The following is a 20,977-nucleotide window of genomic DNA, read 5'->3' on the forward strand; positions in this document are numbered from 1 at the left end:
GCCCGAGGAGCCGACATGACCCCGCACGGAACGACCGACGTGACCCGCGAGCTGGCACGGCGCACGGGCACGCAGCCGGGGGACTGGTTCCTCGTGCACAAGGCGCGCTACGGCATGGAGGTCGTCCTGCGCGCGCTCGCCGAACACCGGGGACCGGGCGAGGTCGTCACGCAGATCCTCACGTGCGCGACCGCGGTCGACCCGATCCTCGTCGCCGGTCACGCCGCGGTGCACGCGGACGTCGCACCCGCGTCGCTCGCGATCGACCCGGCCCGGCTCGTCGTCGGGGAGCGCACGCGCGCGATCGTCCTCCAGCACACGTTCGGCGTCATCGACGCCGCAACGGCGCGCGGGCTGCGGGACGCGGCCGACGACGCGGGCGCCCTGCTGCTCGAGGACTCGGCGCACTGCGTCGGAAGGCTCGCCCGCCGTCCCGATGGCCGCCCGTACACGGACGTGTCCGTCCACTCGTTCGGGGTCGAGAAGATGCTCCCGACGCGTTTCGGCGGCGCCGTGTGGGTCGCGCCCGACATGGCCGACGCCGCGCTGCGGGACCTCGTGCGCGCACGCCTCGCCGAGCTGCCGGCCGTGAGCCGGCGGCTCGACCTCCTCGCGCGCGTCTACCGGACGCAGAACCGCGTGCTCAACCGCCTGCCGCGGCGCGTCTCCCGGCCGTTGCGCTCGGGCCTCGTCCGAGCCGGGCTGCTCGACCCCGCGATCGCTCCCGTCGAGATGCGCGGCGCGCTCCCGTATCGCCCGTCGGCCCCGTCCGGATGGATGGTCGCGCAGGTCGCCGCAGCGCTCCCCGCGCTCGACGTCGACGAGGCCCAGCGTGCGGCGTGCGTCACCGCGTACGTCGACGTGCTCGCGGACGTCGTCGAGATCCCCGCGACGATCGTCGACGCCGCCTCGCGCGCTGAGCTCCAGCCGCTCCTGCGGCTCCCGGTGCTCGCACGTGACGAGGACGCGGCCGAGCGGCTGCTCGCGACGCTCACGTCAGCCCATGTCCACGCGGGCCGGTGGTACCGACCCGCGCTGTTCCCGGGCGTCGACGACCCCGCCGTCTACGGCTACACGCCGGGCGACCCGCGCCTCGCGGTGAGCGAGGACGCGGTCGCGCGGCTCGTCAACCTCCCGACCAACGTCACGGTCGAGCGTGCCCGCGAGATCGCCGACGTCGTGAGGCGCGCCGTCAGCGGTTGAGCCGCTCCCGGCCGTGGCGCACGAAGTCGAGCGTCCGCCGCAGGTCGATCCGGGCAAGCTCGAGCAGACGGCGCGGAGAGCGGTCCGCTCGGTAGCGGAGAGTGTGCGTGACACCATGGCGGCGGGCGGTCCTCAGGAGGGGCCGCAGCGACCGCGGCGCGTAGCGGAGCGCCACGAGGTACGGGACGTTGAGCCAGAGCCGCTCGTCGCGCGTGACGACGTCGGGAAGGTCGACGCCGTGGACGAGGTCGTCGACGTAGCAGCGGGTGAGGTTGCCGCCCGCAGCCATCGTGTAGAAGCTCGCGGCACCCTGACGGAGGTTGACCTCGAGGATCGTCCGGGCGCCGGTACGCGCATCGATCATGATGTCGAGGTTCGCGGGGCCCGTGTAGCCGACGCTGTCGAGGAGCGTGCGGACCATCGCCGTGACCTCGTCGTCGTGCGTCGTGACGATCGCGTTGTAGTTGCCGACGAGTCCCGGGTCGGGCTCGCCGAGGACGATCTGCCCGAGCGAGCTGAAGCGCATGCGGCCGTGGCGGTCGGAGTACGTGTTGACGACCTGCATGACCGACTCGTCGCCCGCAAGGTACTCCTGGACGACGATGTCGTCGTCGTAGCCGCCGTCGACCATGCGGCGCACGACGTCCCGGAGGCCCGCTGCGTCGGCGACGAGGTACACCTTCTGCTTGCCCGGGAAGCGCAGGCGCGGGTAGATGTCGGTGTTCGCGGGCTTGACGATCACGGGGAAGGGGAAGGGAAGGTCGTCGCCGAGGTCCTCGGCGACGGGCCCCGGGGGAACGATCTCGGTCGCGGGGTGCGGGATGCCGAGCTCGGCGCACAGCTCCGCGAAGCGCGCCTTGTGCATGAGCCGGTCCGCGAGCTCCTTGCGGACGAGCGGGACGACGTAGTGCTCCTCGAGGACCTCGCGGTGGTCGAGGACGACGTTCGCGTAGAACTCGATGTTCGGCAGGAGCAGGAGCGTGCGACCGTCGGCGCGGAGCTCGGATGCGAGCTCGAGGAGCGTCGCGACGACGACCTCGGGGTCACCGAGCCGGGCGTCGGCACGGACGTCGACGATGCTCGAGGACGCGGTCTCGCGGAGCGCTGCACGTCCGAGCGCGATCGTCCGGACGCCGAAGGCCTCGTGGAGCGAACGGGCCATGTTGTACGTGTTGATGTTCGTCCCGAGGATCACGGGGACGAACTCGGCGTTGCCGTAGGTCATGCGACGAGGCTCCAGGTGAGGGGCGCGACCGGCGCCGTGGCGCCGCGAGCCCTGTCATCCTATGACGCGTGCCCGTGACGGGCGTGGCCGCCCCCAGCGTCGGGCGGGGGAGGTCTACCATGGCGGCGTGACGTCTGAGCGCAGCAACGACCCCGGAACCCGTCCCTTCGTCGGTGTCCTCGGCGGTGTCGGACCTCTCGCGACGGCCTACTTCCTCAACCACGTCGTACGGCTCACGGTCGCCGAGCGCGACCAGGACCACGTCGACATGGTCGTCCTCAACCACGCGACGGTTCCGGACCGGACCGAGTTCATCCTCGGACGGTCCGCCGAGGACCCGGGTCCCGTGCTCGCGCGCGACGCCCGCCGACTCGAGGCGTTCGGCGCGGACTTCCTCGTCATGCCGTGCAACACGGCGCACTACTTCACGCAGCAGGTGCTCGACGCGATCTCGGTGCCATTCGTCTCGATCGTCGAGGTGACGGTCGACGCCGCGCGCGAGCGGGTGGCCGACCTCCGCGCGGTCGGGCTGCTCGCGACGAGCGGGACGGCGTCGTCGGGCGTGTACCAGGACGCGTTCGGTGCGTATGGCGTCACGACGCTCCTGCCCGACGACGCCGACCAGGCCGTCGTCTCGTCGATCATCTACGACCAGGTGAAGGCGGGACGGCCCGCGGACCTCGCAGCGTTGCGCGGAGTCGCCTCGCACCTCGTGGAACGCGGGGCACAGGTCGTCATCCTCGGCTGCACCGAGCTCTCGGTCGTCGCGGTCGACCATGGGCTGCTCGCCGAGCCGCTCTTCATCGACTCGACCGACCAGCTCGCCCGCGCGACGATCCGGCACGCTGGCGGGACCGTGCGCGACGAGGCGTGACCCGGCGGACGCCGGGGCGTCAGGCGACGCGCCAACGCGCGACGAGCACGTCGCGCGCGCGCAGGAGCGTCGCGAGCCGGAGGTCGGCCGCGGGCCGACCTGGGTCGCCCGCGACGATCCGGTCCGCACCCGGGCCGACGGCGGTCGGGCTCGTCGTCACGCAGAGGTCGTCGACGAGGCCGTGAGCGAGAAGGTCGGCGAGGAGGTGAGGGCCTCCCTCGGTGAGGATGCGCCCCAGGCCACGGCCTGCGAGGTCGGTGAGCGCGGCGCGTAGGTCGACGTCGTCGGTGCCTGCGACGACGAGGCGCTCGGACGGGAGGTCCGGGCCGAGGCACGCGGCGCCCTCCGCCGACGTGACGACGAGGACGTGCGGGTCCGCGAGCAGGTGCGCGGGGACCTCGCCCGCACGCGTGACGACCGCGAGCACGAGCTCGTCCGCGCAGCGGGCCTCGGCGCGCAGCCCGCGGAGGTGCTCGGGGACGTCGAGCGTTCCGTAGCCCTCGGCGCGGACGGTTCCCGCGCCCACGACGACGACGTCCGCGAGAGCCCGGAGCACCTCGAAGACGCGGAGGTCGGCAGGGCCGTTGATCGATCCTGACCGGTGATCGTGACCCCAGGCGGCACCGTCGACGGTCGCGATCATGTTGGCGCGGACCCAGGCACCGGCGACGGCGCCGTTGCGGCGGCTCGTCGTCGGGTGCGCGAGCAGGAGCCCGAGCCCCGGCTCGTCGGTCTCCGGCGGGATGATGGTGCCGCTCGCGGTCGTGCCCTCGGCGACGAGGAGGTCGAACGTGGGGCGGTCGGCGAGGTTCGTCATGCGGCCAGCCTAGGCGTGCGCACGGCTGTGACGAGCGTCGCACACGCGCACGCGGGACTAAGGTCCCGCTCGCCGGGTGCCGCGGATACCGTGGACGGGTGACCCGACCGACCGCACTGTGCGACGTGCGCCCCGCCGTCGGGCGCGAGCGGCTCCTCACGGACCTCGTGCCCCCGCGCCACTTCGAGGGCGCCTCCTTCGCGAGCTACGTCCCTGATCCGGCGCACCCGAGCCAGCAGGCGGCGGTCGAGCGTCTCGCCGAGGTCGCCGAGCAGCTCACCGCTCCCGCACGCGGCCTCGGTGCGATCCTCAGGCGGCGCCGTGCTGTGCCGCCCGCGGTCTATCTCGACGGCGGGTTCGGGGTCGGCAAGACGCACCTCCTCGCGGCGCTCGCTCACGCGCTCGGACCCGAGCGTGCTGCGTTCGGCACGTTCGTCGAGTACACGAACCTCGTCGGCGCGCTCGGCTTCGCCGCGACGGTCGACGCGCTCGGCGCGCTCGACCTCGTGTGCATCGACGAGTTCGAGCTCGACGACCCGGGGGACACCGTCCTCGTGTCGAGGCTCCTGCGAGAGCTCGCCGACCGTGACGTCGCGCTTGCCGCGACGTCGAACACGCTGCCTGACGCTCTCGGCGAGGGGCGGTTCGCCGCAGAGGACTTCCTCCGGGAGATCCAGGCGCTCTCGGCCCGCTTCGAGGTGCTTCGGGTCGACGGCGAGGACTACCGGCAGCGGGCCGTCGTCACCGACGCGCACCCGCTCCCGGACCACGTGCTCGTCGAGGCGACGACCCACCGCGCAGGGGCGACGTGCGACTTCCTCGACGACCTTCTCGAGCACCTGCGCTCCGTCCACCCGAGCCGCTACGGCGCGCTCCTCGACGGCGTCGAGCTCGTCGCGCTGCGCGGCGTGCGCACCGTCGACCGGCAGGACGACGCGCTGCGGCTCGTCGTCCTCGCGGACAGGCTCTACGACCGTGGCGTGCCCGTCCTCCTCGGTGGCGACGAGCGCACCGCACTCTTCACGGCCCAGATGCTCGCGGGCGGCTACCGCAAGAAGTACCTCCGCACCCTCTCGCGCCTCGGCGCGCTCGCGCAGGAGGGCCGCGAGCTCGTCACGGCGGGGACGACCGGCGCGCCGACGTCGGCCTGACGCGCCGGCGTCCGCTCAGCGGGTCTTGGCCAGACGTGCCTTCTCGACGTCGACGTCGTAGTCGGGCGTGGGCCAGCCCAGGTCGAGGGAGCGCAACGCGTCGAGCAGCAGCTTCGTCACGGCGAGCCGCGCATAGTCCTTGGAGTCGGCCGGGATGACGTACCAGGGGGCCTCAGGGATGCTCGTGCGGTCGAGGACGGCCTGGTAGGCCGCCTGGTACTCGTCCCACTGCAGCCGCGTGTCGACGTCGCTCGGGTTGTACTTCCACAGCTTGTCGGGCCGGTCGAGGCGCGCAGCGAGACGCTTGTACTGCTCGTCGCGGGACACCATGAGCGCCACCTTGACGATCGTCGTCCCCGCGGCGACGAGGTCGCGCTCGAACGCGACGATCTCGTCGTAGCGCGCCTCCCACACCTCGGGAGCGACGAGCTCCTTGACGCGCGCCACGAGGACGTCCTCGTAGTGTGACCGGTCGAACACCCCGATGCGGCCCGGGGCGGGCAGGGCACGGCGGATGCGCCAGAGGAAGTCGTGCTCACGCTCCTCGGGCGTCGGCACGCCGAACGACCGGATGGCAAGACCCTGCGGGTCCATCATCCCCGCGACGTGCCGGACGATGCCGCCCTTGCCCGCGGTGTCGAGGCCCTGGACGACAAGGAGCACCGAACGGGTACCGTCCGTACGACCCTCTGCGTAGAGACGTTCCTGGAGGTCGGCGAGCTCGTCACCGAGGAGAGGGCGGAGCTCGGCCGCGGTCGCGGCGTCCTTGACGCAGGGCGTCGCGGCGCGGTCCATGCCCGCAAGGTCGAACGCACCGGGCTCGGGTCCGACCCGCAGCGCGTCGTCAATGCCGTCCAGACGTGCCAGCTTCTTCCTGCCCATCGCGTGCTCCCGTCGTCGGGGCGGCGCCGTCGCCGTCCGTCTCCGGCGAGTATCGCGCACGGGGAGCCGTCGGCGGGCCGAACGCGCTGCGGCGCGCCGCGACGTGCGCGTCAGCCGTCCGCCGAGGCCGACCGTGGGGCGTGGGGGAGCGGCACGACCCGGGCGCGGAGCGGCGGCCGGAGCAAGACGACGAGTGAGCGTGACGTCACGACGATCTCCTCGCCCGCCGCGACCGCACCCGAGCGCGCCGCGGCCGCCGCAGGCGTCGCGCCTGCCGCAGGTGCCGGCGCGGAGCCCGGGCGACGCACGTCGGTCGCCTCAGGGTCGTCGGTGCGGAGCTCGAGACCCCACAAAGGCCCGTAGGACGCTGCGGGCACGCGGAACGTCACGTCCTCGGAGAACGCGTTGAAGAGGATGAGCACCGAGTCGTCGACGATGCGCCCGCCGGCGTCGTCGGGCTCGGTGATCGCCTCGCCCTCGAGGAGGACACCGACGGTCCGCGCGAACGACGCGTCCCAGTCGGCCTGGTCCATGACGTCGCCGCTCGTGTCGAACCACACGACGTCGGGCAGCGCGTCGGGGAGCACCTCCGCACCGTCCGGCAGCGACTCTGGGGGACGTCCCGTGAGGAACCTGCGACGCCGGAGCACAGGATGCTCGCGACGCAGCGCGACGAGCCGCTGCGTCACGGCGAGGAGGGAACGGGCGTCGTCGTCGAGGTCCCAGTCCAACCACGACGTCGGACCGTCCTGGCAGTAGACGTTGTTGTTGCCGCCCTGGGTGCGGCCGATCTCGTCGCCGTGGGAGAGCATCGGCACACCCTGCGAGAGGAGGAGCGTCGCGAGGAAGTTGCGCTGCTGACGGGCGCGCAGCGCGCGGATCGCCGGGTCGTCGGTCGGGCCTTCGACGCCGTGGTTCCACGAACGGTTGTGGGACTCCCCGTCCCGGCCGTCCTCCCCGTTGGCCTCGTTGTGCTTGTGGTCGTAGGAGACGAGGTCGGCGAGGGTGAAGCCGTCGTGGGCCGTGACGAAGTTCACCGAGGCGGCGGGCCGCCGGCCTGTGCTCTCGTAGAGGTCCGACGAGCCCGTGAGGCGGCTCGCGAATTCCGGCAGCGTCGACGGCTGGCCGCGCCAGAAGTCCCGCACCGTGTCGCGGTAGAGCCCGTTCCACTCGGTCCACAGGGGTGGGAAGCCACCGACCTGGTACCCGCCGTCGCCGAGGTCCCACGGTTCGGCGATGAGCTTGACCTGCGAGATCACCGGGTCCTGCTGGACGAGGTCGAAGAATGCCGAGAGCCGGTCGACCTCGTGGAACTGCCGCGCGAGCGTCGCAGCGAGGTCGAAGCGGAAGCCGTCGACGTGCATCTCGGTCACCCAGTAGCGCAGCGAGTCCATGATGAGCTGCAGGACGTGCGGCGAGCGCATGAGCAGCGAGTTGCCCGTGCCGGTCGTGTCGAAGTAGTGCGCGGGGGAGTCGTCGACGAGGCGGTAGTACGCGGCGTTGTCGATCCCGCGGAATGAGAGCGTCGGGCCGAGGTGGTTGCCCTCCGCCGTGTGGTTGTAGACGACGTCGAGAATCACCTCGATCCCGGCCTCGTGGAGCGTCTTCACCATCGTCTTGAACTCGTGGACCTGCTGACCGCGCGTGCCGGAGGACGCGTACGCGTTGTGCGGTGCGAGGAACCCGATCGTGTTGTATCCCCAGTAGTTCGTGAGGCCGCGATCCCGCAGCACGGGGTCGTCGACGAACTGGTGCACCGGCATGAGCTCGACAGCCGTGACCCCGAGGTCCGTCAGGTACGCGACGACGGCTGGGTGAGCGAGCCCCGCGTAGGTACCCCGGAGGTTCTCGGGCACTGCGGGGTGCGTCATGGTGAGGCCGCGCGCGTGTGCCTCGTAGAGCACCGTCTCGTGGTAGCCGTGCCGGGGCGGGCGGTCGTGACCCCAGTCGTAGAACGGGTTGACGACGACGGAGTACATCGTGTGGGGTGCGGAGTCGCGCGGGTCGAGGTGATCTGCGTCGTCGAGGACGGTGCCGGAGGCGTCGCGCGTGTAGGAGAGCAGGACGTCGGAGGAGTCGATCATGCCATCGACCGCCTTGGCGTAGGGGTCGAGGAGGAGCTTCGCCGGGTTGCAGCGGTGGCCCCGCGCAGGGTCGTAGGGACCGTGCACGCGGAACCCGTAGCGTTGGCCGGGCTCGACCCCAGGGACGTGGACGTGCCAGACGTGCGCGGTCGACTCCGTGACCTCGACGCGGGTCTCGGTGCCCTCGTCGTCGAGCAGGCACAGCTCGACGCGATCTGCGACCTCGGAGAACAGCGCGAAGTTCGTACCACCGCCGTCGAAGGTCGCACCGAGCGGGTAGGGACGGCCGGGTCGCGTTCTCATCCCCCCAGGGTCGCACGGCGACGGCGGTGCGCGCGCCGTGCGGCCAGACGGCCCGGTCGCGTGCTCGTCAGTCGCGTGCTCGTCAGCCGCGTGCCGGTCAGCTGCGGGGCGGCGTCGGGAGCTCGGTGCGTGTCGCGGCGGCGCGCTGCGGGAACGCGGGGACCGCTCGGGAGCGGGCCGTGGTCGCTGCGTCGTCACCGCGACGGACACGCACGATGCACCGGCCGGGCGCGACGAACGTGTCGATCCGGTCGAGGACCCAGGGCCCGCGCCCGCGGGCGAGAACGCCTTCGAGGAGGCCTTCGTGCAGCCGGCAGACGACCTCGGGGTGCTCGCGCGCAAGGTCGAAGAAGGGGCAGCCGTGCGTCTCGAGAACGGTGCCGTCCTCGCTCACGGCCGGGTCGAAGCCTGTCGCGGCGAGGTGGTCCTCGAGCAGCCCGAGCTGGGTGCAGCCGGCGCCCTCGGCAGGGTCGAGGTCGGTGCACCCGTCGTCGAGACGCGGCCCCTGGGCGGGCGACCCGAGGAGCGTCCCCGGGTGAAGGGACGCGTCGCGGCCGAGGTCGCGGGCACGCTCGACGTCGGCGGGCGTGCCCGCGCCGAAGCCCTGGACGAGAAGACGGAGGAGTTCCTCGCGGGCGTGCTCGTCCCGCTCGTCGGCCGCCCTGCCGGGCGTCTGGACGGGTTCAGGGGTTCTCACCGCGTGGTAGAGCATGCGCGGCCGCCCGCGGGTGCGTCGCTCCTCGGGGGTGCAGGTGACGAAGCCCGCGTCGATGAGCCGGGCGAGGTGCTCGCGCGCGGTGTTCGCGTGGATGCCGGCCACCTGCGCGAGCTCGGTGACCGTCATGCCGTCGCGGTGCTGGAGAGCGTCGAGCAGCGCGACCCGGCTCGCCGAGGCGAGCGCGCGGTACGTGGTGACACGACGATTGCTCATGTCACGATTATTGACGGCCTGAGAGGGGCAATCGTGGGACTTCCGTCCGCGCAGGACCGGGGCTGGGCGGGGTTAGGGCGTCAGGACCGGCATGACGAGCCGCGTGACCGCGGCCGCTGGGTCGCCGCCCGGTGCCGGCTCGCTCACGTACTCCTCGAGGAGGTCGCCGCGTAGGTCGAGGCCGCGTGCGACCCGCTCGTCCTCGAGCCGCATCCAGACGTGCGGGAGGCACGCGTAGGCACCGCGGTGCGTCGTCACGAGGGCGGGCCCGCCCGGCAGGGACCGCGTCGTCGCGCGGCCGTGCGTGACCATCGTGGCGGGGGAGAGCGCGACGGCGGCCGAGACGTCGGTCGCGGCTCCCGAACGTGAGTGGTACCACGCGACGAAGGGGCCTGCGGCCGCGTGCCCGGTCGCGGCGAGCGCGAGATCGAGCTCGGCGTACGCCACGGGAAGGAAAGCGCCAAGTTCACCGACGGCGACCTCGTCGCGGATCGCCAGGACCGTCTGCGGCGGCAGCTTGACGAGCTCGACGTGCATGGGGCCTCCCGGGGTGCGCACGGTGACCTTGTCAGCATAGTCCGTCCTTGCGCAGTTCGGGTAGAACGCTCGTCGCCAGGGGACGGGAACGGCGAAGGCCACCCCGAGGGGTGGCCTTCGTGTGTGTGGGCGATACTGGGATCGAACCAGTGACCTCTTCCGTGTCAGGGAAGCGCGCTACCGCTGCGCCAATCGCCCGACGCCTGGAGGCCAGGCGGCGGAGGAGCGGATCCAAGCGACGAGCCGCCCCACGGGGCGGCTCGATCCAGAATTCTCGTCCGAGCGGATGACGGGATTCGAACCCGCGACCCTCACCTTGGCAAGGTGATGCTCTACCACTGAGCCACATCCGCACGCCATCGCGATCCGGTCTCCCGGGCCGCGCGGTGCTCCACAAAGATAGTCCACGGAGGCGCGGAACTCCAAAACGAACCCCGGTGCCGCGCGCCGGGCACGACGTGAGCCCGCGGAAGCGCGAGGAGGGCCGGCAGAAGCGCGTGGAGAACGACGAAGGCCACCCCCGAGGGGGTGGCCTTCGTGCTGTGGGCGATACTGGGATCGAACCAGTGACCTCTTCCGTGTCAGGGAAGCGCGCTACCGCTGCGCCAATCGCCCAGAGGGGTACTGCTGCGAGGTGGAGACGGGATTCGAACCCGTGTGTACGGCTTTGCAGGCCGCTGCCTCGCCTCTCGGCCACTCCACCGTGGACTACGCGAACCGGCGAACCGGCGCTCGTCTCCGAGCGGATGACGGGATTCGAACCCGCGACCCTCACCTTGGCAAGGTGATGCTCTACCACTGAGCCACATCCGCATGACATCGGCCTCCGGGTGTCCCCGGTGCCGCGGCACTCGCAGAACATTAGTCGACACATGCGCGGACGTCCAACTCACACCCGTGTGACCTGCCCCCGGACCCGTCCGTCCCCGGCCCGGAGTCGCGGGATATCGTGGCGCCGTGATCTTCCACGCAGCCCAGCAAGCCGCCGCGACCGCGCGGTTCGGCGGCATCGCTGCGCGGGGGGTCATCGACGTCGTCGACCCCTCGACCCGGGCGGGTGCCGCCCGCCTCGCCGAGGGTGGGACCTGGTTCGTCCGAGCGACCTTCGAGGGCGACTGCGTCGCGTGGCGCATGGCCGAGGTCGTGGCCGACGACGCGACACCGGCCGGGGCACCGTGGGAGGGCCCCGACCCCGCGCGCTGGTCGACCTCGCTCGACGCCGACGGCTACCGCTCCGGGGTGCGCGCGGTGCGGGCCGCAGTCCACGAGGGCGACGTCTACCAGGCGAACCTGTGCCGCGTCCTCGCCGCGCCGCTCGCTCCTGCCGGGGGTGAGCCCGACGCCGCGGCGCTCGACGCGAGGCTCGCGGCGGGCAACCCGTCGCCCTACGGCGGGCACCTCCACGTCCCCGCGGACCAGCTGCTCCCCGACGGCCGTCCGGTCCCGCCCGCGTGGGTCGTCCCGGCGTCGCCCGAGCTCTTCCTGTCGCTCGACGACGGCGTCCTGCGTTCCGCGCCCATCAAGGGGACCGCGGCGACCGCCACGGGCCTCACACCCAAGGACGAGGCCGAGAACATCATGATCACCGACCTCGTCCGCAACGACCTCCACCGGGTCTGCACGCCCGGGACTGTGCGCGTCGAGAAGCTCCTCGACGTCGAGGAGCACCCCGGGCTCGCGCACCTCGTGACGACCGTCGCGGGTGAGCTGCTGCCGGGGGCGGGCTGGGACGACATCCTCGCCGCGACGTTCCCGCCCGCGTCGGTGTCCGGCGCGCCGAAGCGCGCTGCGCTCGACCTCATCGCCGCGCTCGAGCCGGTGCCGCGCGGCCCGTACTGCGGCGCGTTCGGCTGGATCGACGCCGACGCCCGCCGAGCGCTCCTCGGCGTCGGCATCCGCACGTTCTGGTGGGAGGCCGGCGTCCTCCGCTTCGGGACGGGGGCCGGCATCACGTGGGGCTCCGACCCGGACGGCGAGTGGCGGGAGACCGAGCTCAAGGCCGTGCGGCTCGTCGGGCTCGCGTCCGTTCCTGCGCGGCTGCGTACGACCACGGAGGACCGATGACGACGACGTGGCTCGACGGCCGGATCCTGGGGGACGCCCGCGTGGGGATCCCCGTGACCGACCGCGCGCTCACCCTCGGTGACGGCGTCTTCGAGACGCTCGCCGTCGTCCGGGGGAGGCCCTTCGCTGTGACCCGACACGTCGGTCGGCTCGCGGCGTCCGCGGCGAAGGTCGGGATCGACCTGCCAGACGAGGACGTCGTCCGCGGCGCGATCGACGCCGTCCTGCGGGCCGATCCGACCGCCGGACGCGTGCGGGTCACCTGGACCGCAGGGGACGGCCCCGCCGGGCCGGTGCGCGGTGACGGGCCCGGTCGGCTGCTCGTCAGTGCGTCGGCCGCCCCCGTCACCGGACCGGTGCGCGCATGGCGCGCGCCGTGGGTGCGCAACGAACGGTCACCGCTCGCCGGCGTGAAATCGACGTCGTACCAGGAGAACGTCGTCACGCTTGCCGCAGCCAGGCGGCGCGGCGCCGACGAGGCGCTCCTCGCTGACACGACCGGCCGCCTCAGCGAGGCGGCGACCTCGAACGTCCTCGTGGGTGACGGTGAGTGCTTCCTCACCCCGACGCTCGCGACCGGCTGCCTGCCGGGCGTGACCCGCGCGCTCCTCCTCGCATGGTCCGCCGCGCTGCCCGTCCCGGTGACTGAGGGAGACGTCGCGTTCGACGCGCTCGAGGGACGACCGCTCGCCCTCACGTCGGCTCTGCGCGGCGTCGCACCGGTCGTCGAGCTCGACGGCGCTGCCCAGCCCGAGGATGCGCGTACGACGGAGGTCGCGCGGGCCTTCGCCGCGCTGCGGGACGACGACCTGGACCCGTGATCCTGCCGCACTCCGCGCAGCCCGGGGTGCGCGGTGACGACACGTAGGATGAGCGCCACACGCAGGTAAGGAGAGCGCATGGAGCACGCGACGGCCGTCGGCCGCCACGGCGCGCGTCGCGCCCCCGCCCGCATCGGCGTCCTCGGGTTCCTCGGCGAGCTCCTCCTCACAGGGGGCGTCGTCGTGGGGCTCTTCGTCGTCTGGCAGCTGTGGTGGACGGGGCTCGCCCCTGCTGCGGAGGCGCGCGAGCAGGTCACGCGGTTCTACGCGCACGTCGAGCCCGCCGCGCCCGAGGTCGTCGAGCCCGACGGCCTGCGCACCGACGACGTCCCCGAGGTCGCGCAGGTCGGCCACGGCGAGACGCTCGGCGTCCTCATCGTCCCCGCGTGGGCTGACAAGACGCAGAACCGCATGCCTGTCGTCGAGGGAGTGACGCCCGACGTCCTCGACCGTGCCTTCGCTGGCCACTACCCGGACACCGCGGCACCGGGGCAGCTCGGCAACTTTTCCGTCGCGGGGCACCGCCGTTCGTACGGCAACAACTTCCTCCACGTGCCCGATCTTGAGGCCGGTGAGGCCGTCGTCGTCGAGACCGCCGACACGTGGTTCGTCTACCGTGTCACGGGGCACGAGATCGTCACCCCGGACCGCACCGACGTCGTCGCTCCCGTCCCCGGCAAGCCTGGGGAGGAGCCTGACCGTCGCATGCTCACGATGACGACGTGCCACTCCCTCCGGTACGGCGCCTTCGGCAACGACCACCGCTGGATCGTCCACGCCGAGCTCGAGGGGTGGCTGCCGCGCTCCGCCGGCACCCCGGACGTCGTCGCCGAGATGGAGGCCCCCTGATGTGGACGTGGATCTTCCGGCACCTTCCCGGACCTGCGGCTGTCCGCGCGCTGCTCGTGCTCATCGTCATGGTTGCGCTCGTCGCGGCACTGTTCGTGTGGGTGTTCCCATGGGTGGCCGAGCAGTGGCCCGGGCTCGTCGGACGGCCCGACGTCGCCGTGTCCGGGACGTCCTCACAGGGCTGAGCGCACCACGGTCCTCGAGGCCCCACGACGACGCTGTCGCGCGTCCCCGAGAACGACGAAGGCCCCTCCCGTCCGGGAGGGGCCTTCGTGCTCGTGGGCGATACTGGGTTCGAACCAGTGACCTCTTCGGTGTGAACGAAGCGCGCTACCACTGCGCCAATCGCCCGGCGTGGTGCGGGGACGACTCTAGCGCGTCGTCGGGCGAGGTGCGAAATCGAGCGCTCCGGGGCGCCTCGAGCGTTGCCTGCGCGCCGGGCCGCAGCCCTCCGGCCACGGCCCGGCGGGGGTCCGCTCAGAGGAGCGGCAGCACCTGTTCACGGACCTTCGCGCGCAGCACCTTGCCGAGCATCGACCTCGGCGTGTCCGAGATCGCGACGATCCGCTTCGGCACCTTGTACGCCGCGAGGCGCGCACGGCAGTGGGCCCGCAGCGCATCCTCGTCGAGGGACGCGCCGTCCTCGAGCTCGACGGCCGCGACGACCATCTCGCCCCCACGCTCGAGCGGCTTGCCGACGACCGCCGCGTCCTTGACGGACGGGTGCTGGCGGAGCACCTCCTCGACCTCCGACGGCGCGACGTTGAACCCGCCCGTGATGACGAGCTCCTTGACGCGGTCGACGATCGTCGTGAAGCCGTCGGCGTCGACCGTGACGATGTCGCCGGTGCGCAGCCACCCGTCGTCGAGGAGTGACTTCGCGGTCTCCTCGGACTCGTGCCAGTAACCCTGGAAGACCTGCGGGCCCTTGAGGAGGAGCTCGCCCGCCTCGCCCTGCGCGACCTCGCGCGTCGGGTCGTCCTGGTCGACGACCTTCATCCACGTCGAGGGGAACGGCACGCCAATCGTGCCCGTGCGCCGGGAGGGGTGGAAGGGGTTGCCGAGCGCGACGGGCGAGGACTCCGTCATCCCGTAGCCCTCGACGAGGAGCCCGCCGGACATCGACTCCCACAGCTCGACGACGTGGTCGGGCAGGTTCATGGCACCCGAGATGCAGTACTTCGCCGAGCGCAGCGACTGCCCGCGCTCCTTCGCCGCGAGAGCCGTGCGCTCGTAGATCGGCGGGACCGCGCAGTAGACGGTCGCGGGCGACTTCTTCCAGGCGTCGAGGACCATGCCGGGGTCGAACTTCGGGAAGAGGACGAGCTTGGCCTGCTTGAGCACGCCGAACGTCAGGTAGAGCGTCATGCCGAACGCGTGGAACATCGGCAGGATCGCGAAGATCGTCTCCTTGCGACGCTCGGCGTCGAGCATCCACGCCTCGCCCTGGAGCGCGTTCGCGAAGAGGTTGCGGTGCGTGAGCATCGCGCCCTTGGGCCGGCCCGTCGTCCCTGACGTGTACTGGATGACCGCGAGGTCGTCGAGGTCGGGGTGAGGCGTCGCGGCGTCGAGCGCGGGGGAGGCGAGCAGGTCCTTCCACGCGACCGTGCCGGTCGTGCGGGCCGTGAGCCCGCGGCGCGTCTCGCGGAGCTTCGGGACCGGCAGGTGGAGCGCCGCGCGCTTGACCGCGGGGAACTCTGCAAGCAGGTCGACCGCGACGATCGTCGGGATTGCCATGTCGGCGGGGAACTCCTGGAGCGCCGCGACCGTCTTGTCCCACGCGATCGCGACGCGCGCCTGGTGGGACTCGAAGAGGTGACGCAGCTCGCGCGAGGTGTAGAGCGGGTTGTGCTCGACGACGATCGCGCCGAGCCGCAGGATCGCGTAGAACGCGACGACGTGCTGGGGGCAGTTCGGCAGGACGAGCGCGACGCGGTCGCCGGCGCGGACGCCGAGGCGACGAAGGCCCTCCGCGACGCGGTCAACCTTGGCACCGAGCTCGGCGTACGTCGTGCGACGGCCGAAGAACTCGAGGGCGGTGTCCGGCGCTGCCTCGCGCACGGACTGCTCGAACATCGTCACGAGGGAGGTCGTCGGCATCTCGATGTCGGCGGGGACGCCCGGCTGGTACTGCGCGACCCAGGGCCGCTCGTCGGTGGAGGTCATGCCCTCCATCTTCTCCCCGAGGCGCGCCGAGCGTGACGGCCACAGGTCCCGCACGGTGCGAGAAGCGTCACACGTCGCGCGGTCAGAGCCCTACGCCGCGAGCGCAGCGGCGCGAAGCTGGACGAGGACGAGATCGAGCAGGGGCGTGGCGACGCCGTGCTCGCGTGCACACGTCTGGAACGCTCCGAGCAGGTGCTCGGTCTCACCGTCCCGACCAGCGACGGCGTCGCGGTAGAGCGACGACGTGAAGGTCGACCCCTCGGCGGTGAGGGCCCGGACGGTCGCGTGGTGCACGGCGGGCGGCACGGGGTGCACTGCGGCAGCGACGACCGCCCTGGCCTCGGCCACGGTGCCGAGGACGGCCTCGGTCCCGCCCGGTGCGGCGACGATGTTGCCGACGTCGTTGCGCAGGAGGCACGCGACGCCGCTTGCAGCGACGATGAACGCCCTGCCTCCCGGGGGAGGATGGTCCTCGTGACCGACCCGATCGCCCGCCTGCTCGCCGCGCCGCCCGACCTTCCCGTCGCGCTGCACCTCGACGTCGTACGGGCCAGGCTCGCGGAGGCTGGGGTGCTCGTCGTCGCGGCTCCGCCCGGGACGGGCAAGACGACGCTCGTGCCGCCGGCGGTCGCGGCTGACGTCGCCGGGCGCGTCCTCGTCACGCAGCCGCGTCGGATCGCGGCGCGTGCAGCCGCCCGTCGCCTCGCCCAGCTCTGCGGCGAGGACGTCGGCGGGATCGTCGGTCACGCGGTCCGCGGCGACGTGCGGCGCAGCGCGCGCACGCGTGTCGAGGTCGCGACGGCCGGGCTCGTGCTGCGCCGCCTGCAGGCGGACCCGGGGCTCGACGGTGTCGACGTGGTCGTGCTCGACGAGGTCCACGAGCGGCATCTCGACGCCGACCTCTTGCTTGCGTTGCTCGTCGAGGTACGGCGCACGCTCCGGCCGGACCTGCGCGTCGTCGCGATGTCCGCGACGCTCGACGCCGCGGCGGTCGCGGCGCTGCTCGGCGACGGCGAGCCCGCGCCCGTCGTTGAGGTCTCTGCCGAGACGTTCCCGGTCGAGGTGCGGTGGGTGCCGCCGCCGGCTCGGGTCGCCCGGCTCGACGAGCGGGGTCCGACGCGCGGCTTCCTCGACCATGTCGCGGCGACCGCGCGGACCGCGGTCGCGGGGTCGCCTGGCGACGTGCTCGTCATGCTGCCCGGCGCGCGGGAGGTCGACGTGGTCACCCGTGCCCTCGAGGGTGCGCGCGCGGCTGACGGGGGACCGGTCGACGTGCGTCGGCTCCACGGGCGGCTTCCGGGCGCGGAGCAGGACCTCGCGCTGCGCGAGGGGCCGCGGCGTCGCGTCGTCGTGGCGACCGCGGTCGCCGAGTCCTCGCTCACGGTGCCGGGGGTGCGGACGGTCGTCGATGCGGGGCTTGCGCGCGAGCCCCGCACCGATCACGTCCGGGGTCTCGCCGGCCTCGTCACGGTCTCGGTGAGCAGGGCGGGGGCCGAGCAGCGTGCGGGCCGTGCGGGGCGGCTCGGCCCCGGAACCGTGTGGCGCTGCTGGGCCGAGAACGAGCATCCGCGGCTGCGCCCGTTCGCGGAGCCGGAGATCCGCACGGCGGATCTCGCGTCCTTCGTGCTCGCGGCCGCGTGCTGGGGGAGCGCGCCCGATGCTCTTGCGCTGCTCGACGCTCCGCCCGAGGCCGCGCTTGCCGCGGCCCGGGCGACCCTCGGCGCGCTCGGAGCTCTCGACGACGACGGCCGCGTCACTGCGCGCGGACGCCGCATCGACGCGCTCGGCACCGACCCTCGCCTCGCACGTGCGCTGCTCGACGGGGCCGAGCTCGTCGGTCCGCAGCGTGCCGCGGAGGTCGTCGCGCTCCTCGACGCCGACGTGCGCGCTCCCGACGCGGACCTCGTCGCGGCATGGCGACGGCTGCGCTGCGGCGCGCCGGGGAGCGAGGAGTGGCGTCGTCAGGCGCGTCGTCTCGGCGAGCGGCTCGGCAGCGCACGGGAGCCGGTGGACCGGCTCGCCGACGACGAGGCTGCCGGCCTCGTCGTCGCGCTCGCACACCCCGAGCGGGTCGCGCGACGGCGTCCTGGCGGCCGCGGGTTCCTCATGGCGGGCGGCACGGGGGCCCGGCTTCCCGAGGGCTCGCCGCTCGCCGGTGCCGCGTGGCTCGCGGTCGCGGACGCCGACCGCGGGCCAGGCCGCTCGGACGCGCTCGTGCGCTCGGCCGCGCCGCTCGACGAGGACGCGGCGCTCGACGCCGCAGGCTCGCTGCTCCGGGAGGAGTCGACGCTCGAGCATCGCGACGGTCGGCTCACCGCGACGCGCCGGACGATGCTCGGGGCGATCACGCTCGTCGAGGAGAAGCTGCCGCGGCCCGACCGCGCGACGGTCGCCGCGGCCGTCCGCGACGGTCTGCTCCGCGACGGTCTGCCGCCGCTCTCGGACGCGGCGACGCGCCTGCGCACGCGCCTTGCGCTCCTCCACCGCACGCTCGGGGCGCCCTGGCCCGACGTCTCTGATGCAGCGTTGCTCGCGCGGCTCGACGACTGGCTCGGACCCGACCTCGGCGACCTGCGCACTCCGGCGGACCTCGCCCGCCGTGACACGGCCGCGCTCCGCCGCCTCCTTCCGTGGCCCGACGCCGCGCGCCTCGACGAGCTCGTGCCGGAGCGTCTCGATCTACCCGCGGGCACGACCGCGGCCGTCGACTACACGGGCGACGTCCCCGTGCTCGCCGCGAAGGTCCAGGAGGTTTTCGGCTGGGGTGCGACGCCGCGTCTCGTTGACGGCCGCGTGCCCGTGCTCCTCCACCTGCTCTCGCCCGCCCGGCGGCCGACGACTGTGACGAGCGACCTCGCGTCGTTCTGGGTGCAGGGATACCCGCAGGTGCGCGCCGAGCTGCGGGGCCGGTACCCCAAGCACGACTGGCCCGAGGACCCGACGACGGCGGTCGCGTCGCGCGGCGTGCGTCGCCGGTAGCATCGTCGGGTGCGGCACGTCCGCGCACGCACACCACCCACCGACGGACGGCCCCGGTACGGCCGCCCGCGAGCGCAAGGAGCTCCTGTGTCAGAACCCCGGATCACCCTCACCGTCGACGGCGTCGAGACCACGGTGGCGGAGGGGACGACGGGCACCGAGCTCTTCGTCGACCGTCGTGACGTCGTCGTCGTCCGCGTCGACGGCGAGCTCAAGGACCTCGACACGGTCCTCGAGGCCGGCGCCGTCGTCGAGGGTGTCGAGATCGGTTCGCCCGACGGGCTCGCGGTGCTGCGCCACTCGGCCGCGCACGTCATGGCCCAGGCGGTCCAGCAGGCCAACCCGGACGCGAAGCTCGGCATCGGCCCGCCCATCACCGACGGCTTCTACTACGACTTCGACGTCGCGACGCCGTTCACGCCCGAGGACCTCAAGGCCCTCGAGAAGGCGATGATGCGGATCGTCAAGGAGGGCCAGACCTTCCGTCGCGTCGAGGTGACAGACGCCGAGGCGCTCGCGCAGTGCGCGTCCGAGCCGTACAAGGTCGAGCTCATCGGCCTGAAGTCGACCGCGGGCAGCGCCGAGGGCGCCTCCGTCGAGGTCGGTGAGGGCGGCCTGTCGATCTACCAGAACGTCCGCCGCAACGGCGACGTCGCGTGGCAGGACCTGTGCCGCGGGCCGCACCTGCCGTCGACCAAGCTCATCGGCAACGGTTTCAAGCTCATGCGCTCGGCCGCCGCCTACTGGCGTGGCTCCGAGAAGAACCCGCAGCTCCAGCGCCTCTACGGCACGGCGTGGCCGACGAAGGACGAGCTCACGGCGTACCTCGACCGCCTCGCCGAGGCCGAGCGGCGCGACCACCGACGCCTCGGCGCCGAGATGGACCTCTTCTCGTTCCCCGACGCGATCGGCTCGGGCCTGCCGGTGTTCCACCCCAAGGGTGGCGTCATCCGCACCGAGATGGAGAACTACTCGCGTCGCCGCCACATCGAGGCCGGGTACTCGTTCGTCAACACGCCCCACATCACCAAGGGGCACCTCTACGAGATCTCCGGGCACCTCGACTGGTACCGCGACGGGATGTTCCCCGCGATGCACGTCGACGAGGAGGTCGACGACGCGGGCGTCGTGACGAAGCCGGGCCAGGACTACTACCTCAAGCCCATGAACTGCCCGATGCACAACCTCATCTTCGACGCACGAGGCCGCTCGTACCGTGAGCTGCCCCTGCGGCTGTTCGAGTTCGGGACGGTCTACCGCTACGAGAAGTCGGGCGTCGTCCACGGCCTCACGCGTGTCCGCGGCCTCACGCAGGACGACGCGCACATCTACTGCACGAAGGAGCAGATGAAGGACGAGCTCGCCACGACGCTCCGCTTCGTCCTCGACCTCCTCGCCGACTACGGGCTCGACGACTTCTACCTCGAGCTGTCGACGAAGAACCCCGAGAAGTTCGTCGGCGACGACGCCGTGTGGGAGGAGGCGACCCGCACGCTCGAGGAGGTCGCGACCGAGTCGGGCCTCGAGCTCGTCCCGGACCCGGGCGGCGCGGCGTTCTACGGCCCGAAGATCTCGGTGCAGGCGCGCGACGCGATCGGCCGGACGTGGCAGATGTCGACGATCCAGCTCGACTTCAACCTGCCCGAGCGCTTCGAGCTCGAGTACACGGCGGCCGACGGTACGCGTCAGCGCCCCGTGATGATCCACCGGGCGCTGTTCGGCTCGATCGAGCGGTTCTTCGGTGTGCTCCTCGAGCACTACGCGGGTGCGTTCCCGGCGTGGCTCGCGCCCGTGCAGGTCGTCGCGATCCCGGTCGCGGAACCGTTCAACGACTACATGGCGGACGTCGTCGCGCAGCTGCGAGCGGCGGGCGTGCGCGCCGAGCTCGACGACTCCTCGGACCGCTTCCCCAAGAAGATCCGCACGGCGTCGACGCAGAAGATCCCGTTCACGCTCATCGCGGGCGGCGAGGACGTCGAGAACGGCGCGGTCTCGTTCCGGTTCCGCGACGGGTCGCAGGAGAACGGCATCCCTGTCGCCGACGCGGTCGAGCGGATCCTCACGGCGATCCGCGACCGCGTCCAGGTCTGA

17 protein-coding genes and 6 tRNA genes are annotated in these 20,977 nt (G+C 72.6%); 9 read left to right on the forward strand and 14 right to left on the reverse strand.

Annotation, left to right across the window (positions count from 1 at the left end; all coding sequences use genetic code 11):
• Nucleotides 1-15 precede the first annotated feature (15 nt).
• Nucleotides 16-1,203 carry a DegT/DnrJ/EryC1/StrS family aminotransferase gene (locus IGS67_RS12610; RefSeq protein WP_192281721.1) on the forward strand — a complete coding sequence of 396 codons (1,188 nt, stop codon included), beginning with the start codon at nt 16-18 and terminating at the stop codon, nt 1,201-1,203.
• Here IGS67_RS12610 and IGS67_RS12615 read toward each other — a convergent pair.
• Nucleotides 1,193-2,428, reverse strand: coding sequence for a carboxylate--amine ligase (locus IGS67_RS12615; protein WP_192281724.1), 1,236 nt, complete (start codon nt 2,426-2,428; stop codon nt 1,193-1,195). The two genes, IGS67_RS12610 and IGS67_RS12615, sit on opposite strands and share 11 nt — an antisense overlap.
• Before the next feature lie 127 nt (nt 2,429-2,555).
• On the opposite strand from IGS67_RS12615, the gene cuyB reads away from it, so the two are divergent.
• Nucleotides 2,556-3,302 (forward strand): cysteate racemase, encoded by a 747-nt coding sequence (cuyB, locus tag IGS67_RS12620; RefSeq protein WP_328742688.1) that lies wholly within the window; start codon nt 2,556-2,558, stop codon nt 3,300-3,302.
• A gap of 19 nt (nt 3,303-3,321) precedes the next feature.
• Here cuyB and IGS67_RS12625 read toward each other — a convergent pair whose 3' ends face one another.
• Nucleotides 3,322-4,119 (reverse strand): dihydrofolate reductase family protein, encoded by a 798-nt coding sequence (locus tag IGS67_RS12625; RefSeq protein WP_192281728.1) that lies wholly within the window; start codon nt 4,117-4,119, stop codon nt 3,322-3,324.
• Between the two features lie 98 nt (nt 4,120-4,217).
• On the opposite strand from IGS67_RS12625, the gene zapE reads away from it, so the two are divergent.
• Nucleotides 4,218-5,270: a cell division protein ZapE gene (zapE, locus tag IGS67_RS12630; RefSeq protein ID WP_192281730.1), complete on the forward strand. Its 1,053-nt coding sequence runs from the start codon at nt 4,218-4,220 to the stop codon at nt 5,268-5,270.
• Between the two features lie 15 nt (nt 5,271-5,285).
• Here zapE and IGS67_RS12635 read toward each other — a convergent pair whose 3' ends face one another.
• The 9 genes from IGS67_RS12635 to IGS67_RS12675 all read right to left on the reverse strand — a co-directional run bounded on the left by IGS67_RS12635 (nt 5,286) and on the right by IGS67_RS12675 (nt 10,820).
• Nucleotides 5,286-6,152 (reverse strand): PPK2 family polyphosphate kinase, encoded by an 867-nt coding sequence (locus IGS67_RS12635; protein WP_192281732.1) that lies wholly within the window; start codon nt 6,150-6,152, stop codon nt 5,286-5,288.
• A 110-nt stretch (nt 6,153-6,262) separates the two neighbouring features.
• On the reverse strand, nt 6,263-8,539 hold the full coding sequence (gene glgX, locus IGS67_RS12640; protein WP_192281734.1) for a glycogen debranching protein GlgX: 2,277 nt from the start codon (nt 8,537-8,539) through the stop codon (nt 6,263-6,265).
• A 97-nt stretch (nt 8,540-8,636) separates the two neighbouring features.
• Entirely contained in the window at nt 8,637-9,470 is an 834-nt protein-coding gene (locus tag IGS67_RS12645; protein ID WP_192281736.1) for a helix-turn-helix transcriptional regulator, read from the reverse strand.
• A gap of 72 nt (nt 9,471-9,542) precedes the next feature.
• Entirely contained in the window at nt 9,543-10,028 is a 486-nt protein-coding gene (locus IGS67_RS12650; protein ID WP_192281739.1) for a GyrI-like domain-containing protein, read from the reverse strand.
• Nucleotides 10,029-10,133: 105 nt separating this feature from the next.
• A tRNA-Val gene (locus IGS67_RS12655) sits at nt 10,134-10,205 on the reverse strand.
• An 83-nt stretch (nt 10,206-10,288) separates the two neighbouring features.
• A tRNA-Gly gene (locus tag IGS67_RS12660) sits at nt 10,289-10,360 on the reverse strand.
• Between the two features lie 190 nt (nt 10,361-10,550).
• Nucleotides 10,551-10,622: transfer RNA gene (locus IGS67_RS12665), tRNA-Val, on the reverse strand.
• 17 nt (nt 10,623-10,639) lie between these two features.
• A tRNA-Cys gene (locus IGS67_RS12670) sits at nt 10,640-10,710 on the reverse strand.
• Between the two features lie 38 nt (nt 10,711-10,748).
• Nucleotides 10,749-10,820: transfer RNA gene (locus IGS67_RS12675), tRNA-Gly, on the reverse strand.
• A 144-nt stretch (nt 10,821-10,964) separates the two neighbouring features.
• Here IGS67_RS12675 and IGS67_RS12680 point away from each other — a divergent pair.
• The 4 genes from IGS67_RS12680 to IGS67_RS12695 all read left to right on the forward strand — a co-directional run bounded on the left by IGS67_RS12680 (nt 10,965) and on the right by IGS67_RS12695 (nt 13,926).
• Nucleotides 10,965-12,071, forward strand: coding sequence for a chorismate-binding protein (locus IGS67_RS12680; RefSeq protein ID WP_328742694.1), 1,107 nt, complete (start codon nt 10,965-10,967; stop codon nt 12,069-12,071).
• Entirely contained in the window at nt 12,068-12,892 is an 825-nt protein-coding gene (locus tag IGS67_RS12685) for an aminotransferase class IV (protein WP_192281742.1), read from the forward strand. Before IGS67_RS12680 ends, IGS67_RS12685 begins: the two co-directional genes overlap by 4 nt.
• Nucleotides 12,893-12,970: 78 nt before the next feature.
• On the forward strand, nt 12,971-13,741 hold the full coding sequence (locus IGS67_RS12690; RefSeq protein ID WP_192281746.1) for a class E sortase: 771 nt from the start codon (nt 12,971-12,973) through the stop codon (nt 13,739-13,741).
• Entirely contained in the window at nt 13,741-13,926 is a 186-nt protein-coding gene (locus tag IGS67_RS12695; RefSeq protein WP_192281749.1) for a hypothetical protein, read from the forward strand. Before IGS67_RS12690 ends, IGS67_RS12695 begins: the two co-directional genes overlap by 1 nt.
• Before the next feature lie 94 nt (nt 13,927-14,020).
• On the opposite strand, the gene IGS67_RS12700 is transcribed toward IGS67_RS12695, so the two are convergent.
• From IGS67_RS12700 to IGS67_RS12710, 3 genes are all read right to left on the reverse strand, one after another.
• Nucleotides 14,021-14,092: transfer RNA gene (locus IGS67_RS12700), tRNA-Val, on the reverse strand.
• A gap of 126 nt (nt 14,093-14,218) precedes the next feature.
• Nucleotides 14,219-15,907 carry a long-chain-fatty-acid--CoA ligase gene (locus IGS67_RS12705; RefSeq protein ID WP_192281752.1) on the reverse strand — a complete coding sequence of 563 codons (1,689 nt, stop codon included), beginning with the start codon at nt 15,905-15,907 and terminating at the stop codon, nt 14,219-14,221.
• A 90-nt stretch (nt 15,908-15,997) separates the two neighbouring features.
• Entirely contained in the window at nt 15,998-16,441 is a 444-nt protein-coding gene (locus tag IGS67_RS12710; RefSeq protein WP_192281755.1) for a ketopantoate reductase C-terminal domain-containing protein, read from the reverse strand.
• Between IGS67_RS12710 and hrpB the strand changes: the two genes are divergently transcribed.
• Both hrpB and thrS read left to right on the forward strand, forming a co-directional pair.
• Nucleotides 16,373-18,886, forward strand: a complete 2,514-nt coding sequence (hrpB, locus tag IGS67_RS12715; protein ID WP_192281758.1) for an ATP-dependent helicase HrpB — start codon at nt 16,373-16,375, stop codon at nt 18,884-18,886. The two genes, IGS67_RS12710 and hrpB, sit on opposite strands and share 69 nt — an antisense overlap.
• 87 nt (nt 18,887-18,973) lie before the next feature.
• Entirely contained in the window at nt 18,974-20,977 is a 2,004-nt protein-coding gene (thrS, locus tag IGS67_RS12720) for a threonine--tRNA ligase (RefSeq protein WP_192281761.1), read from the forward strand.

The organism is Flavimobilis rhizosphaerae, from assembly GCF_014852685.1.
Taxonomy (GTDB): domain Bacteria; phylum Actinomycetota; class Actinomycetes; order Actinomycetales; family Cellulomonadaceae; genus Flavimobilis; species Flavimobilis rhizosphaerae.